Below are 13,771 nucleotides of genomic sequence, written 5' to 3'. Positions count from 1 at the left end.
ACCGACAGACCCTAATAAATAGCTCTTAGGATCGGTCATTAACAACAAACAAAATGAGCCAAAGAATCAGGATCAAATTAAAATCGTACGATTACAACTTGGTAGATAAATCTGCCGAGAAGATCGTAAAGACAGTAAAACCTACGGGTGCTGTAGTTAGCGGACCACTTCCGTTACCAACCGAAAAGAAAATTTTCACTGTTTTACGTTCACCACACGTTAACAAAAAAGCACGTGAGCAATTCCAGTTATGCTCTTACAAGCGTTTATTGGATATCTACAGCTCAAACTCTAAGACTGTAGATGCGCTGATGAAGCTTGAATTGCCAAGCGGTGTTGAAGTAGAGATCAAAGTGTAACTATACCGGAAGATCTATACAAAAAGCCATTCTTGAAAAAGAGTGGCTTTTTTGTTTGGAAGGGATTGAGCACAGTGAAGCTGGTTATGAAGCGGCGACTACACTTCGTTAACTGGGTTTAAGCAGTCGCTCGGCTCCTGCCGAGTGACCACTATCAGGCGGCATCTTGCCGCCGTGATGTGGCTGGAGGCCTTATAATATAAGTCACTCGGCTCTTGCCGAGTGACTTCAAAAAAGCAACATTTTTTAGTTTAATGCCTATCTTTAGAAACGTATTGAGCCGCCCCTAAAGAGAAACAAACATTGAACTTTTTAACAACTACCTACCAAAAGCTCCTTGCCGATATTAAAACACCATCACCAGCATTACTGGGCGGCCACTATCCGGCCTTGGATGGGTTGCGTGGCGTGGCAATACTTTTTGTATTGTTAGCGCATGTTGGTTTAAACAGATATTTATGGCATATGGGCTTTTATCTGCAGAGCGCAACAGGGGTGCACATCTTTTTCGTGATTAGCGGCTTTTTAATTACTACTTTGCTTTTAAAAGAGAAACTGGCCAGCGGCGGTGTTTCTTTAAGAAGATTTTATATGCGGCGCGCACTGCGGATATTACCGGTGGCCTACTTGTTTTTGGTGGTTTTAATTATACTTAATCAGGTGTATCAATTAAAGATAGCCCCGGCCGATTTTATTGCTTCCTTCCTTTTTTACAAAAACTTGCCCATGCCCAACGAGCCCTATACGGCGCACTTTTGGTCATTAGCGGTCGAGCAACAATTTTATCTCACCTTTCCGGCTGTACTGGCATTCAACACCAACCGGTATTTGGTTTTATCGATGAGTATTGTGGTAATAGTCCCTGCGGTATGCATACTTAGTTACCTGGGGCTATCTGCTTTAAATGATAACAGCTATGGCTTGCTGCTGTCTAAATTATGTATGTATGCATTTTGGAAAGGTCCTGTTATTATTTTAATAGGTTCGGTGATGGCATTGTTGGTATTCAAAGGGATTGTTAGCCCCGAAAAAATAAGGGGCGGTTTTTTTTTGAGTTTTATATTATTACTGTCGGCCATTGCCATTCAATATCCCCGTTTTTTGCTTTACAGCAAGTACACGTCCGAGTTCCTGTCGGCAATAATGATAGCGATGGTGATCACCTTTACCATTAACCGTAAGGATTTTTTATCATTAATCCTAAGCAGTAAGTTATTAAGGCGGATAGGGGTACTCTCTTACAGCATATACATTTGGCAGGAGCTTTTTATCGGCTTGGTTGCGTGGCAGCCCTGGCTGGTTACCTTTAGGGCCTTGCCTATATGGACGTTAATGATGGTGAAACTATTAGCGATTATTATTATAGCAATAGCCTCCTATAGGTTTGAGTCGTTATTTTTGAGGCTCAAAAGCAGGTATCGCTTCACTCGGGCCATTGAGTAAGTAAAACCCACTTGTTGCGGTGTTTTATTGCGGAACGGAGGTCTTACAATATAGGTGACTCGGTAATTAGCAATCCTAAACCAAAGATCCAAAATGCTCATGCCCGTCTAAAAAATCGAGCCATACGCCTTCCAGTTCATCAAACAAATGCGGCCTGATAGAAATGCCCGATGCTTGTGGTGCCCAGGTTTGCTCGGCCAGGTTACCGGTCTTTAAGATGTCGAAGGTGAGGATGCGCTCTCTGGCAGGGTTCAGCAAAACATCCAGCGCGATATCGATGCGGTGATAGATCCGCCCCTTGCGGGATGCCAGGTAAGGTTCAGATTTGACATATCCGGAAGCAAAGATGCCCCGTGGCTCCATCCCCAAGCGTATGATATAGGCCCTGTCGCCGGTTTGGATGGTTTTATGGCTGGCTACGCTCCAGTTATCCACCAGTTCGCCGGTAGTTTTCAATTTTTGGATATCGTTATCAATGTTGTCCCAGGCAAACTTGGTTGGGTTCCATCCAAACAGATAGGCTTTTGTCATACGTAATATACAACGTTAGTCTATTTTTGTTACTTCGGCAGTTGATGGCGCCTTTCCGAAACTTGAAGTGGTTGTCTGTGTGTAAGTATTCACCCCAGGGTATGAAATGTGTATGGTACTTTGCGCGTTTTTGGGCGTGTTTGGGAAGCGGGTGAAGTAATCTTCATTTGGCTTAAGCGTGTAGGTGCAGTCATCTACCCAGGTTACGGTGAAAGATACGGATGCTTTCGGATCGATATAATCCTCGCGCTGGTAATTACCCATTCGCCTGATAATAACGCTCGAGCCATTATAACTGCTTCTGAAAACGCCATTTTTAAACTTAAGGCAGCTTTGTGCATTAGCTGCAACACAACCTCCCACAATCAAAAGCGTAATAAACAAAAATTTCATCAAGCAGATCAATTAGCCGTTCCCCAATAGGTCATCCAGTTTATTGCGTTCGGTTTGCAATTCGCGGGCAAGTTTCTTTTCCTTTTCGTTGGCTTTTGCCTTGTAGGTTTTGTATTCTTCTTCCAGTTCCTCGTAAAGTTTAATGCGGTACTTAGCCTCACGGCTGTGGCTGCCCGAGCGGGCAATAACAATAGCTGCAATAACGCCAAACACTATTACCAAACCCCACATAATCAAGTTATAGGTTGATTTTTTGATGGGCATACCTAACAGGCTCACCTCATCAACTTTAGCTTGCGATTGGGCCAGCGTTTGGTCCTTAGTGCTAACAGAGGTTTTCAGCGTGTCTATCGTTTTGGTTTGAATAGCGAGCGTGGAATTAGCTTCTTTAAGCTGGCGGCGTGTTACGTTTAGCGTATCCGAGTAGTTTTTAAACAGCGCGGCAACCAATGGCTGTTGGTAGTTGTAAACTTTGGTAAGCAGGTAGGCATATTGGCCCCGCAGAGTTTTATCAACCGGCGCAGCAACAGGTGGGGTTACTTCATTTAATTTTGCCGGGGTAACTTGTGCGGTACCTGCAGGTGTTACGGCGCCCGGCGTTTGCGCTGCCGCACCTGCCGGTTTTTTATAATAATACTTTTTGGTGTAGGGGTTATAAACGGCCGCTTTACTGGTAGCAGCTGCAGTCTTTGCTTTTTTTGTAGTATCCTGTGCGTAACCGGGGTTCGTGTTAGCTAAAACGATCAGGGCTAAAACAAGGGCCGGTATTTTAAAAAGCTTCATCATAATAAAGAGGTGTACGGGGGTATAGAAATCTGCTATGAGTTCATTAATATTTAAACGTACCAATTTTATTTAAAGTTTATAAATAAATGTGGTTTTAAATGTGAAAGCGCAACGGTTTCTTTATATAGCAGGGCTTAGTGTATAATGTTAACCACATATAATAGTATGTAATTAACAAAAGCATATATCTTAGGCTTTTTATTTATGAGCATGCAAATAGGTTTTATAGGGTTAGGGGATATGGGGCGCTTATACGCCAAAACGTTTGCTAAAGCAGGTTATACCGTTTGCGGGTGCGACTTGCCCGCCAACCGCGAGCGCCTGGAGCAGGAGCTTGACCCCTTTGGTATTAAACTGATGGACGAAGGTAAAGATGTATCCCGCGTTAGCGACCTGATTATTTATTCAGTAGAGGCTGATAAACTGGAGATGGTAGTGGCCGAGTGTGGCGCATCAACCAAATACGGTGCTATTGTGGCAGGGCAAACTTCTGTTAAGCACCCCGAAATTGCCATTTTTGAAAAGTACCTGCCTGCCGATGCGCAAATCATTACTTTTCACGCTATGCACGGCCCGGGCTTTGAGCCGAAGGGGCAAAAGTTGATCTTGATCCCACACCGAAATGAGAAGGATGCTTACCAACGCATGTTTGATTTGTTTACCTCGATAGAGACGGATATTGTGGAGATTGCCGATTACCACGAACATGATAAGATCGTGGCCGATACCCAGGCTGTAACCCACGTGGGTTTCGAGAGTATGGGTACCGCCTGGAAGGCCGCCGGGTTTTTCCCCTGGGAAAATGCCTCTTACGCCGGTGGTATCGATAATGTTAAGATCCTGACCACGCTACGCATTTTTAGTTACAAGGCCCATGTGTATGCCGGGCTGGCCATATTAAACCCTTATGCCCGGCAGCATGTAAAGCAATATGCCAACTCCGAGTCGGCCTTATTTAAGCTGATGATCAAAGAAGAGGAGCAGGCCTTTAGGGAGCGCATCTACAAGGCCCGCGACTTTGTTTTTCATGAAAGCCGAAAGCCTATTATGTTTAACGATGCCATAATGCGCGAGTTTTCATTAGCAAAGAATGCCGGGCACCAAAAGCCAAACTCGCACTTGAGTATATTGAGCATGGTAGATGCCTGGTACCACCTGGCTGTAAACCCGTACGATAACCTGATCTGCCAGACACCACCGTTCCGGTTGCGTTTGGGGATTGCCGAATACCTGTTCAAGAACGAGGAATTGTTAGAAGAATCTATCCAGACAGCCCTTTACGATAAAACCATCCGCGGTGATGATCTGGAGTTCCACTCGGCAGTACGCGAATGGAGTGCCATCATCGGTTATGGCGATATGGAAGGCTATAAAAAGCACTTTAACGAAGTGCAGGCTTTTTTTCAGGGCAGGTTAGAAGAGGGCAACAAGCAAAGTGCCGAGCTGATTAGAAGGCTGATGATGGGGTAAGTAAGGATTGAAATTTAATTGTAAATGAAAGCCTATGTAAAAAACACAGGCTTTCATTAGTAATTCCTAAAAAATTAATGGCCTGCAATCAAAGCAAATTGCTTTTTAAACATTTCCGCATTTTTCGGTTTTATGTCGCAATCAAAGTTTCCTGAAGTAGTTTCAACTCTTAAAAACGTCAGGTCTGACGAAGTTAACTTGGCAATATCATTAGCAGTTAACGTATATAAACCATAAGCGCTTCCTGCCACAGCCAGGTCACTGCCCGAAATATGGTAATCATTAGCTGCGCAAGTAAGTGGAATCGTTGAATTATCTGCCAATTTAAAATAAGCTTTGCTTCCCGTAAGCATTGATGGGAAATTTGATTTATTTACTACCTGCAGGTTAATAATGAGATCCTTTGAACCTTTAGCTGCTCTTAAAAAACAAAGAGCAACTTCGCCCTGGCCGGTTAGATAATTGCCATGCATAAAGAGTTTTTCTCTCGAAGTAGTCCAGGTAGTGTCTCCGGTAAGTTTGTCAATAGTTGGCTTCTGCAGTTTTTGCGCCGACGCAATAAAAGGAAGGAATAAAACGATGATAAGTATTAATTTTTTCATGTAATTTAATTTGAAACTAAAGTAATAAAAAAAGGCTAAGGATTAATTACTAAATGATTACTACAGCTCTTGATACCTTCCTTAAATAGCGCTCGTTTAAACATTGTTCGTGACTGGCTTAGCTGTCTAAGTTGAAATTATTTCCTCTTTATTTTCAATAGGCGTAAATTAAGCAGCTTTTCTTATTGTTTTTTTGCTGAAACAATATCTGTTCACCTTGTTTTACCTGTAAAGTGTAACCGTCGTTATCGCTTACCTTAAAAAAGCGACATTTGTTATTAGGCGACGATGATAAAAAGAAGTCACTATCACTTGTAAAATACATTTTCTCGAACCTGCTTTCACCCTTTGTTGTCAATTGCAGGCCTCCGTTTTTTCTTCTTATTTTGATATTTAAGACTGGGCTATCACTTTTAAAATCTCCGGCGTAATTATTGGCAAGGCTATCAGAGAGCACTATGAGCTTTCTAATTTCAGGTTTATAAAAGTCTTTCCAATTGTAAGTTGAAGCTACGCTATTAACAATCTCATCTAAAATCAGGCTGTTATTTGAGTTCGTCAATATAACCACTCCTTTTCCGGTAGTAAAGCTTCCATAATAGATGCTCTGATAGCCAATGTTGTTCCACTATGAAAGAAATATTTTTCTCCGCCTACTTCTTTAACATTAACCCCAAGTGCGGCATTAGATACTGCTAAGACAGGTTTTAGCATTACTTCGGCCATCGCCTTGTTTAGTAAACTTTTTTTTCCGGCAAGCGAGCTTTGTACCGACAAGATAAATTGTGCATAGTCGGTAGGTGTTGTCCATAATCCATCTGGTGCCTGTTCCGGATAAACGTTATAACCGCCCGGTATCGGTTTTTTTTCATTGTTATATGCTATAGCGTGATCTTTATATCTCGCGGGGAGGGGTTGTTCAAAAGTGCTATTTTGCATTTTTAACGGTTTTAACACTTGTTGCATCAATAGCGCTGCATAATCAGCAGATATATTGTCATTCAGAATTTTTTTGGTTATTAGTGTACCACCGCCCGAGTAAAGCCACTTTGTATTGGGTGCAATAACCGGTTTTACAGCTTCACTATTTGCCGGTGCCATGCCATCTAACATCTGGTCGGTATTAGGAAGCGTACTATTGTGGGGGTATCCTATAAAACCGCTTGTGCCAAGACCTGCCGTATGGCTTAGTAAATTTGACAACGTTATATCTTTACCTTTTGAAAATCCGTTGTCAGGAAATTTCCAAGTTTTAAGATACTGGCGAATATCCATAGTTAAAGATAGCTTTCCATCCTGTACAAGTTTAATAATACAAATTGCGTTCACCGACTTGCTTATCGAAGCAGCTTGATACATGGTGTTTATAGTAGCGGGTATTTTTAATGAATCATTTGAATAACCATACGCTTTAGCCCATACTACTTTGCCGTTATCTATAACGGCGATAGATACAGATGGAATATTATGGTAACTCATACGCTCCAATATATTATATTTCTTAACCACACTATCGGCAAATACAAAACTTGCGGGCAATTGTAAACTGTTTTCAAATTGAGCCTGTTGAAAGTCTTTTTTTGACTGCGCCTGCAACCAATTCAAGGAGAGTATTTGTATCCCAATTAGTATAGAAAGTTTCTTTATCATGATCTGAATTTGTTCCTAAAGGTTCAGCATTAATAAAATTGATGGTCTGTAAAATATATCACAAAGTACATGCCTTGACATAAAATATTGATAGTAAGGTATTTGCTGAGATACAAGTGACTAAACTGTTCGAAAACAGACGGTGTTTGTTCAAAAATGAACGATAAATTGAGAAAGCTTCAATGAACCAATCAATTTGCGCCTATTTCAAACGAATTCGGTTATGGTCTTTGTGATTTTATCGCGGTGTGGAGAAAACGTTAGGCCTTGCGAAGCCTGTTTTAGCAACGAGCGCAATGTATTAATAACATCTAATCATTTTCCCTCAACCGTTCATCCGTGTAATGGATAGCCGTTTTGTTATGCGCTATAGGTTTGCCATATTCATCAAGGCTTACAAACACGATCTTGTCAACTGTTACAATAACGCGCTGTGTGATCTTATTACGTACCTGGCAGGTTAAGCTGATAGAGGTATGGCCGAAACCGGTGGCTTTGATGCCCAGCTCAATAATATCGCCTTGCTTGGCCGAGCTTACAAAGTTGATCTCGGACATATATTTGGTTACGCAGCCGTTGGTTCCTAACTGAATAATGGCGTAAATAGCAGCCTCCTCATCAATCCAGCTTAATATACGGCCGCCAAACAGGGTGCCATGTGCGTTGAGGTCTTCGGGTTTAACCCATTTGCGGGTATAAAAATTCATGGGGCAAATTAACAAAAAACTTGCTAATCAATTGCGTTAGGGATAGCAGCGGATACCGGCCTTGTGGCTAAGGCTTGTGTAGTATAAGTGGATAGCCCGGGCAAAGGCAACGCCCAAAAGAAACTCTTTCGTACGTAAAGGCGCCAAGCCGCCAGGGAGGTATTTGCGGCTTGCGCAATAATCTACTTAAAACTGTAATAATCGGGGTGATATTTTCTGTTGAACGATTTAGGCGACACCCATCAATCGCACTCTTAATCAACTAATTTAGGTTATTGAATATTTATTTAAAAATAACTTGTTAAGTATTTGACAATTAATACAAAATTCCTATCTTTGCCGTCCCTTAAGGGGGAAATAATATGCCTTGAACGAAGCCCTACTGCTTCGATGGGCACAAATAAAATAAAGAAAATGTCAGGAATAATTGGTAAAAAAGTAGGAATGACCAGCATTTTCGATGAGACAGGGAAAAACATTCCTTGTACAGTAATCGAAGCTGGCCCTTGCGTGGTAACTCAGATCCGCTCTGTTGATACAGACGGTTACGCTGCTGTTCAGTTAGCGTATGGCGAGAAGAAGGAAAAAAACACCTCTGGTCCGTTAAAAGGCCATTTCCAAAAAGCCGGTACTACCCCAAAACGTAAACTTGTTGAATTTAAAACATTCGAAGACGAAAAAGCTCTTGGTGACACGGTCACTGTCGAGATTTTTGCCGCAGGTGATTACGTAGATGTGGTTGGTACTTCAAAAGGTAAAGGATTTCAGGGTGTTGTAAAACGTCACGGTTTTGGTGGTGTGGGTATGCAAACTCACGGTCAGCACAATCGTTTACGTGCACCAGGTTCACTGGGTGCGTCTTCATGGCCTTCACGTGTATTTAAAGGTATGCGTATGGCAGGTCAAATGGGTAATGTTCGTGTTAAAGTACAAAATCTTCAGATTGTCAAAGTATTTACTGAGCAAAACTTAATTGTTGTTAAAGGTTCTATTCCCGGAGCTAAGGGTTCATTCGTAATAGTGGATAAATAAGATGGAAATCAACGTATTAAATCTATCAGGTAAAGAAACAGGTGCCAAGGTGCAGCTGCCTGAGTCCGTATTCGGTGTAGAGCCAAACGATCATGCTATTTACTTAGATGTAAAGCAGTTCTTAGCTAACCAGCGCCAGGGTACGCACAAATCAAAACAACGTAATGAAATTGCAGGTAGTACCCGCAAATTACATAAACAAAAAGGTACAGGCGGCGCCCGTGCAGGTAGCATCAAATCGCCATTGTTTAATGGTGGTGGCCGTGTATTTGGCCCGCAACCGCGCGACTATAGCTTTAAGCTGAACAAAAAGCTTAAATCATTAGCACGTGCATCTGCCTTATCATACAAAGCACAGGATAACAACATCCTGGTTCTTGAAGACTTCAACTTTGACGCCATCAAAACCAAGACTTATATCCAGATGGAAGCTGACCTGAATGTTACTAACGATAAAACGTTATTAGTATTAGCAGGTGTAGAAAACAACAATGTGTATTTATCAAGCCGTAACCTGAAAAAAACCAAGGTGATCTCTGTTGAGCAGCTTAACACTTATGATGTGTTAAACGCAGGCAAACTGATCCTTACTACAGGTGCTGTTAAAACTTTGGAGGAAGCATTAGCTAAGTAATTATGGAAATTTTAAAGAAACCCTTACTTACTGAAAAGGTAACTCAATTAACTGAGAAGCTTAACCGTTATGCTTTCAAAGTTGATCACAGAGCCAACAAAATTCAGATCAAAGGCGCTATTGAGGCTATGTACGGTGTTAACATCACAGCTGTTAATACTATGAAATACATGGGCAAGCTTAAAAGCCGCAACACAAAAGCAGGTGCAGTTACAGGCCGCGCCGCAGCTTATAAAAAGGCCATCGTTACGCTTAAGGATGGTGAAACAATAGATTTTTACAGCAATATATAATTAAGACATGGCAGTAAAGAGATTTAAACCGGTTACCCCGGGTACACGTTTCAGGATTGATGTAATCAATTCTGATATTACAACAAACGTTCCTGAAAAATCGTTGGTTGTATCAGCCAACACCAGATCAGGTGGTCGTAATCATAGCGGTAAAATGACAATGCGCTACTTAGGTGGTGGTCACAAACAGGCGTATAGGTTAATTGATTTTAAACGTAATAAATTTGACATCCCTGCAAAGGTTGCAACTATTGAGTATGATCCAAACAGATCTGCACGTATAGCCCTGTTACACTTTGTTGATGGTGAAAAACGATATATGATCGCTCCGGAAGGCTTAACCGTTGGTACAATGGTTGTGTCTGGCGAAGGTGCTGCACCAGAGGTTGGTAATACCATGCCTTTGAAAAACATCCCGTTAGGTTCTATCATTCACAACATTGAGTTAAACCCTGGCCAGGGTGGTGTTATTGCCCGCAGCGCCGGTACTTATGCTCAGCTATCTGCACGTGATGGTAAATATGCCATCATCAAATTGCCATCGGGCGAAACACGTATGATACTGTCAACTTGTTTGGCAACTATCGGTACCGTTTCAAACGGCGAGAAAGCGAACGCAGTGTTAGGTAAAGCTGGCCGTAACCGGTGGTTAGGCCGTCGCCCAAGGGTACGTGGTGTTGCCATGAACCCGGTAGATCACCCTATGGGTGGTGGTGAGGGTAGATCATCAGGTGGTCATCCACGTTCACGTAAAGGTTTGTTAGCTAAGGGCTTTAAAACTCGTGACAAGAAAAAAGGGTCAGATCGTTATATCATTGAAAGAAGGAAGAAATAATAATGGCACGTTCAATTAAAAAAGGACCTTACATAGATCATAACCTGGAAAGAAAAGTTCTGACCTTGAATGATGCAAGTAAAAAATCAGTTGTTAAAACATGGTCGCGCCGTAGCATGATCTCTCCTGATTTCGTTGGTCATACATTCGCAGTACACAACGGTAATAAATTTATCCCTGTGTACGTAACAGAAAACATGGTTGGTCACAAGTTGGGAGAATTTGCACCAACCCGCACATTCCGCGGTCACGCAGAAAAGAAAAAATAAGGCATGGAAGCAACAACTAAAATCAAAAAGTCTGTATTAATCAGGCAACAAAAAGAAGCAGCTAAACTCGTAGTGGGTGGCTCTTCAGTTGCTAAACTACAGAACTGTCCAACTTCACCCCGCAAAATGCGTTTGGTGGTTGACCTGATCCGCGGTGAAAACGTTGAGAAAGCGTTATACATCTTAAAGTTCACTAATAAAGAAGCGGCAATACGTGTAGAGAAACTTTTGTTATCAGCCATCAAAAACTGGGAAGCAAAAAATGAAGGCAAACGTGTTGAAGATAGCGCCCTGTTTGTTAAAGAAGTATCAGTTGGTGGCGGCCGTCAGTTAAAAAGACTGCGCCCTGCACCGCAAGGTAGAGGTTTCCGTATCCGCAAACGTTCTAACCATGTAACTTTGATTGTGGATAGTAAAAACGATAACAACTAATTTGAAATGGGACAAAAAGCACATCCAATAGGTAACAGGTTAGGGATCATCCGTGGTTGGGATTCTAATTGGTTCGGTGGAAATCACTATGCCGACAAATTAGTTGAAGACGAAAAGATCCGCAAGTATTTATCAGCACGTATCAACAAAGGTGGTGTATCTAAAGTAGTTATAGAACGTACTTTAAAACGCATCACTGTAACCATTCACACTGCCCGCCCGGGTATTGTAATTGGTAAAGGTGGCGCCGAGGTTGATAAGATCAAGGAAGAGTTAAAAAAATTAACAAAAAAAGATGTTCAGATCAACATCTTCGAGATAAAACGCCCTGAGCTTGATGCCCAGTTAGTTGCCGAAGGTATTGCTAAACAATTGGAAGCACGTATCTCTTTCCGTCGTGCCATGAAAACCACAATTGCTTCGACCATGAGAATGGGTGCTGAAGGAATTAAGGTGATGACATCAGGCCGTTTAGGTGGCGCTGAGATGGCACGTACCGAACAATATAAAGAAGGAAGAATTCCTTTGCACACTTTCCGTGCCGATATTGACTATGCTTTGGCCGAAGCCTTAACTACTTATGGTAAAATAGGTGTTAAAGTATGGATCTGTAAAGGTGAGGTTTACGGCAAGCGCGATCTATCTCCAAACATTGGTGGTACAAGCAGCGCAAGCGGTAAAGGTGGGCGCCCTGAAGGTGGCACAGCCGGTTTTGGCGGACGTGATAATGCACGTGGCGGCGAAAGAGGTGGCGAACGCAGAGGCGATCGCAAACCAGGTGCAGGTGGTGGCCGTCCAGGTGGACCAGGCGCGGGTAACCGTCCAGGTGGCCAGGGTGGTGGTAACCGCCCGGGTGGTCAAGGTGGTGGTAACCGTCCAGGCGGCCCCGGAAGAAGGTAATATTAATATAAGTAGAAAAGACATATCCGTGAGGATATAAAAGTTTAATAAAATGCTACAGCCAAAAAGAACGAAGTTCAGAAAGATGCAAAAAGGCAGAATGAAAGGGTTAGCCAGTCGTGGCACCGAGCTTTCATTCGGATCTTTCGGTATAAAATCACTCGAAGCAGCCTGGATTACCAGCCGCCAGATCGAGGCTGCACGTATTGCTGTAACACGTTTCATGAAACGTGAAGGCCAGGTGTGGATCAGGATATTTCCTGACAAGCCCGTAACCAAGAAACCAGCAGAGGTACGTATGGGTAAAGGTAAAGGTGCGCCTGAGTATTGGGTTGCAGTTGTACGCCCGGGCAGGATGATATTTGAAGCAGAAGGTGTGCCTTTAGAGGTGGCCAAAGAAGCTTTACGCCTGGCAGCACAGAAATTGCCGGTGCAAACCAGATTTGTAACACGTAGGGATTACGTAGAAGCATAAATTTAAAAGTTGTAAGAGTTAAAAGGGTTGTAAAAGTTGGATGTATTCCATCAAGATTAGTCAACCTTTACAACCTCTTCAACCATTATAACTAAGAAAAAAGAACATGAAGAACTCAGAAATTTTAGAGCTTTCAACCGAAGAATTGTCAGGAAGACTGAGCGAGGAAAAATCAACTCTAACCAAGCTGAAATTTGCACACGCAGTTTCAGCGATAGAGAACCCAACCCGCATTACAAAAGTGCGCAAGGATATCGCTCGTTTAAATACTGAATTAACAAAACGCAAGGCGGCGTCAGCTTCTGAACAGAATTAATTTTAAGCGTCGGAAAACAATGGAAAGAAATTTAAGAAAAACACGTACCGGCCTGGTAGTAAGCAATAAGATGGAAAAGTCTATTGTGGTTGCTGTAGAGCGGAAGGTGAAGCACCCCATCTATGGTAAATTCGTAAAGAAAACTACCAAATTTATGGCTCATGACGAAGCAAATACCTGTGGTATTGGCGATACCGTATTGATTATGGAAACCCGTCCGTTGAGCAAAAGCAAAAACTGGAGATTAGTTCAAATTTTAGAGAGGGCTAAATAACATGGTACAACAGGAATCAAGATTAAATGTAGCTGATAACAGCGGTGCTAAAGAAGTTTTAGTAATACGCGTATTAGGTGGTACCGGTAAAAGATATGCCTCTATAGGTGATAAGATCGTAGTTACCGTAAAAAGTGCTTTACCATCAGGTAACGTAAAAAAAGGTACTGTATCTAAAGCCGTAGTGGTTAGAACCAAGAAAGAGATCCGCAGGAAAGATGGTTCATATATCCGTTTTGACGATAACGCAGCCGTTTTGTTAAACAACCAGGATGAGCCTAGGGGCACACGTATATTTGGCCCTGTTGCCAGAGAATTACGTGAAAAACAATTTATGAAAATTGTATCATTAGCACCGGAGGTATTGTAA

General features: G+C 42.3%; 20 protein-coding genes. 14 read left to right on the top strand and 6 right to left on the bottom strand.

Annotated features, from left to right (window positions below; all coding sequences use genetic code 11):
- The first annotated feature begins 53 nt into the window (after nucleotides 1–53).
- Nucleotides 54–359, top strand: a complete 306-nt coding sequence (gene rpsJ, locus IDJ76_RS06090; RefSeq protein WP_022830652.1) for a 30S ribosomal protein S10 — start codon at nucleotides 54–56, stop codon at nucleotides 357–359.
- Between the two features lie 303 nt (nucleotides 360–662).
- On the top strand, nucleotides 663–1,802 hold the full coding sequence (locus IDJ76_RS06085) for an acyltransferase family protein (RefSeq protein WP_191161785.1): 1,140 nt from the start codon (nucleotides 663–665) through the stop codon (nucleotides 1,800–1,802).
- Between the two features lie 75 nt (nucleotides 1,803–1,877).
- Here the strand turns inward: IDJ76_RS06085 and IDJ76_RS06080 are convergent, their stop codons facing one another.
- From IDJ76_RS06080 to IDJ76_RS06070, 3 genes are read right to left on the bottom strand one after another with little or no spacing between them, the layout of a single operon-like run.
- The gene (locus IDJ76_RS06080) at nucleotides 1,878–2,333 is read right to left on the bottom strand and encodes a hypothetical protein (RefSeq protein WP_191161783.1); all 456 of its coding nucleotides are present in this window, start codon (nucleotides 2,331–2,333) and stop codon (nucleotides 1,878–1,880) included.
- 15 nt (nucleotides 2,334–2,348) lie between these two features.
- Nucleotides 2,349–2,726, bottom strand: coding sequence for a hypothetical protein (locus IDJ76_RS06075; protein ID WP_191161781.1), 378 nt, complete (start codon nucleotides 2,724–2,726; stop codon nucleotides 2,349–2,351).
- 12 nt (nucleotides 2,727–2,738) lie between these two features.
- On the bottom strand, nucleotides 2,739–3,512 hold the full coding sequence (locus IDJ76_RS06070; RefSeq protein WP_191161779.1) for a hypothetical protein: 774 nt from the start codon (nucleotides 3,510–3,512) through the stop codon (nucleotides 2,739–2,741).
- A 204-nt stretch (nucleotides 3,513–3,716) separates the two neighbouring features.
- On the opposite strand from IDJ76_RS06070, the gene IDJ76_RS06065 reads away from it, so the two are divergent.
- Nucleotides 3,717–4,982, top strand: a complete 1,266-nt coding sequence (locus tag IDJ76_RS06065; RefSeq protein WP_317173947.1) for a prephenate dehydrogenase — start codon at nucleotides 3,717–3,719, stop codon at nucleotides 4,980–4,982.
- Nucleotides 4,983–5,056: 74 nt separating this feature from the next.
- On the opposite strand, the gene IDJ76_RS06060 is transcribed toward IDJ76_RS06065, so the two are convergent.
- The 3 genes from IDJ76_RS06060 to IDJ76_RS06050 all read right to left on the bottom strand — a co-directional run bounded on the left by IDJ76_RS06060 (nucleotide 5,057) and on the right by IDJ76_RS06050 (nucleotide 7,941).
- Complete coding sequence (locus IDJ76_RS06060) at nucleotides 5,057–5,584, bottom strand: hypothetical protein (protein WP_191161777.1); 528 nt, start codon at nucleotides 5,582–5,584, stop codon at nucleotides 5,057–5,059.
- Between the two features lie 558 nt (nucleotides 5,585–6,142).
- The gene (locus tag IDJ76_RS06055; RefSeq protein WP_191161775.1) at nucleotides 6,143–7,234 is read right to left on the bottom strand and encodes a serine hydrolase domain-containing protein; all 1,092 of its coding nucleotides are present in this window, start codon (nucleotides 7,232–7,234) and stop codon (nucleotides 6,143–6,145) included.
- A gap of 311 nt (nucleotides 7,235–7,545) precedes the next feature.
- Nucleotides 7,546–7,941, bottom strand: a complete 396-nt coding sequence (locus IDJ76_RS06050; protein ID WP_191161773.1) for an acyl-CoA thioesterase — start codon at nucleotides 7,939–7,941, stop codon at nucleotides 7,546–7,548.
- A 414-nt stretch (nucleotides 7,942–8,355) separates the two neighbouring features.
- On the opposite strand from IDJ76_RS06050, the gene rplC reads away from it, so the two are divergent.
- The 11 genes from rplC (at nucleotide 8,356) to rplN (ending at nucleotide 13,771) form a co-directional block, all read left to right on the top strand.
- Nucleotides 8,356–8,973, top strand: coding sequence for a 50S ribosomal protein L3 (gene rplC / locus IDJ76_RS06045; RefSeq protein ID WP_191162371.1), 618 nt, complete (start codon nucleotides 8,356–8,358; stop codon nucleotides 8,971–8,973).
- A 1-nt stretch (nucleotide 8,974) separates the two neighbouring features.
- The gene (gene rplD / locus IDJ76_RS06040) at nucleotides 8,975–9,607 is read left to right on the top strand and encodes a 50S ribosomal protein L4 (RefSeq protein WP_191161771.1); all 633 of its coding nucleotides are present in this window, start codon (nucleotides 8,975–8,977) and stop codon (nucleotides 9,605–9,607) included.
- Nucleotides 9,608–9,609: 2 nt separating this feature from the next.
- A complete protein-coding gene (gene rplW, locus IDJ76_RS06035) occupies nucleotides 9,610–9,900 on the top strand; it encodes a 50S ribosomal protein L23 (protein ID WP_191161769.1) in 291 nt (96 codons plus the stop codon).
- A gap of 7 nt (nucleotides 9,901–9,907) precedes the next feature.
- Entirely contained in the window at nucleotides 9,908–10,735 is an 828-nt protein-coding gene (gene rplB / locus IDJ76_RS06030) for a 50S ribosomal protein L2 (protein WP_191161767.1), read from the top strand.
- A gap of 2 nt (nucleotides 10,736–10,737) precedes the next feature.
- Complete coding sequence (rpsS, locus tag IDJ76_RS06025; RefSeq protein WP_067059750.1) at nucleotides 10,738–11,004, top strand: 30S ribosomal protein S19; 267 nt, start codon at nucleotides 10,738–10,740, stop codon at nucleotides 11,002–11,004.
- Nucleotides 11,005–11,007: 3 nt separating this feature from the next.
- Nucleotides 11,008–11,436, top strand: a complete 429-nt coding sequence (gene rplV / locus IDJ76_RS06020; RefSeq protein ID WP_067059749.1) for a 50S ribosomal protein L22 — start codon at nucleotides 11,008–11,010, stop codon at nucleotides 11,434–11,436.
- 6 nt (nucleotides 11,437–11,442) lie between these two features.
- The gene (rpsC, locus tag IDJ76_RS06015; RefSeq protein WP_191161765.1) at nucleotides 11,443–12,336 is read left to right on the top strand and encodes a 30S ribosomal protein S3; all 894 of its coding nucleotides are present in this window, start codon (nucleotides 11,443–11,445) and stop codon (nucleotides 12,334–12,336) included.
- Nucleotides 12,337–12,388: 52 nt separating this feature from the next.
- Nucleotides 12,389–12,811: a 50S ribosomal protein L16 gene (gene rplP / locus IDJ76_RS06010; RefSeq protein WP_121245915.1), complete on the top strand. Its 423-nt coding sequence runs from the start codon at nucleotides 12,389–12,391 to the stop codon at nucleotides 12,809–12,811.
- Nucleotides 12,812–12,917: 106 nt separating this feature from the next.
- Nucleotides 12,918–13,127 carry a 50S ribosomal protein L29 gene (gene rpmC, locus IDJ76_RS06005; protein ID WP_191161763.1) on the top strand — a complete coding sequence of 70 codons (210 nt, stop codon included), beginning with the start codon at nucleotides 12,918–12,920 and terminating at the stop codon, nucleotides 13,125–13,127.
- Between the two features lie 19 nt (nucleotides 13,128–13,146).
- Nucleotides 13,147–13,401: a 30S ribosomal protein S17 gene (gene rpsQ / locus IDJ76_RS06000; RefSeq protein ID WP_134335650.1), complete on the top strand. Its 255-nt coding sequence runs from the start codon at nucleotides 13,147–13,149 to the stop codon at nucleotides 13,399–13,401.
- A 1-nt stretch (nucleotide 13,402) separates the two neighbouring features.
- Nucleotides 13,403–13,771 carry a 50S ribosomal protein L14 gene (rplN, locus tag IDJ76_RS05995; RefSeq protein WP_073405786.1) on the top strand — a complete coding sequence of 123 codons (369 nt, stop codon included), beginning with the start codon at nucleotides 13,403–13,405 and terminating at the stop codon, nucleotides 13,769–13,771.

This window comes from Mucilaginibacter glaciei (assembly GCF_014773245.1).
GTDB lineage: Bacteria > Bacteroidota > Bacteroidia > Sphingobacteriales > Sphingobacteriaceae > Mucilaginibacter > Mucilaginibacter glaciei.
The sequence above is the reverse complement of the archived record's forward strand: the minus strand, read 5'-3'. Positions and strand labels throughout refer to the sequence as shown.

Coding starts and splice junctions, on each gene's coding strand:
- rplV (WP_067059749.1), top strand. CDS start 11,008: ATGGAAGCAACAACTAAAATCAAAAAGTCTGTATTAATCAGGCAACAA.
- IDJ76_RS06070 (WP_191161779.1), bottom strand. CDS start 3,512: ATGATGAAGCTTTTTAAAATACCGGCCCTTGTTTTAGCCCTGATCGTT.
- rpsQ (WP_134335650.1), top strand. CDS start 13,147: ATGGAAAGAAATTTAAGAAAAACACGTACCGGCCTGGTAGTAAGCAAT.
- rplW (WP_191161769.1), top strand. CDS start 9,610: ATGGAAATTTTAAAGAAACCCTTACTTACTGAAAAGGTAACTCAATTA.
- IDJ76_RS06055 (WP_191161775.1), bottom strand. CDS start 7,234: ATGATAAAGAAACTTTCTATACTAATTGGGATACAAATACTCTCCTTG.
- IDJ76_RS06080 (WP_191161783.1), bottom strand. CDS start 2,333: ATGACAAAAGCCTATCTGTTTGGATGGAACCCAACCAAGTTTGCCTGG.
- rplP (WP_121245915.1), top strand. CDS start 12,389: ATGCTACAGCCAAAAAGAACGAAGTTCAGAAAGATGCAAAAAGGCAGA.
- IDJ76_RS06050 (WP_191161773.1), bottom strand. CDS start 7,941: ATGAATTTTTATACCCGCAAATGGGTTAAACCCGAAGACCTCAACGCA.
- IDJ76_RS06065 (WP_317173947.1), top strand. CDS start 3,717: ATGAGCATGCAAATAGGTTTTATAGGGTTAGGGGATATGGGGCGCTTA.
- rpsJ (WP_022830652.1), top strand. CDS start 54: ATGAGCCAAAGAATCAGGATCAAATTAAAATCGTACGATTACAACTTG.
- rplD (WP_191161771.1), top strand. CDS start 8,975: ATGGAAATCAACGTATTAAATCTATCAGGTAAAGAAACAGGTGCCAAG.
- rpsC (WP_191161765.1), top strand. CDS start 11,443: ATGGGACAAAAAGCACATCCAATAGGTAACAGGTTAGGGATCATCCGT.
- IDJ76_RS06060 (WP_191161777.1), bottom strand. CDS start 5,584: ATGAAAAAATTAATACTTATCATCGTTTTATTCCTTCCTTTTATTGCG.
- rplC (WP_191162371.1), top strand. CDS start 8,356: ATGTCAGGAATAATTGGTAAAAAAGTAGGAATGACCAGCATTTTCGAT.
- rpsS (WP_067059750.1), top strand. CDS start 10,738: ATGGCACGTTCAATTAAAAAAGGACCTTACATAGATCATAACCTGGAA.
- rplN (WP_073405786.1), top strand. CDS start 13,403: ATGGTACAACAGGAATCAAGATTAAATGTAGCTGATAACAGCGGTGCT.
- IDJ76_RS06075 (WP_191161781.1), bottom strand. CDS start 2,726: ATGAAATTTTTGTTTATTACGCTTTTGATTGTGGGAGGTTGTGTTGCA.
- rplB (WP_191161767.1), top strand. CDS start 9,908: ATGGCAGTAAAGAGATTTAAACCGGTTACCCCGGGTACACGTTTCAGG.
- rpmC (WP_191161763.1), top strand. CDS start 12,918: ATGAAGAACTCAGAAATTTTAGAGCTTTCAACCGAAGAATTGTCAGGA.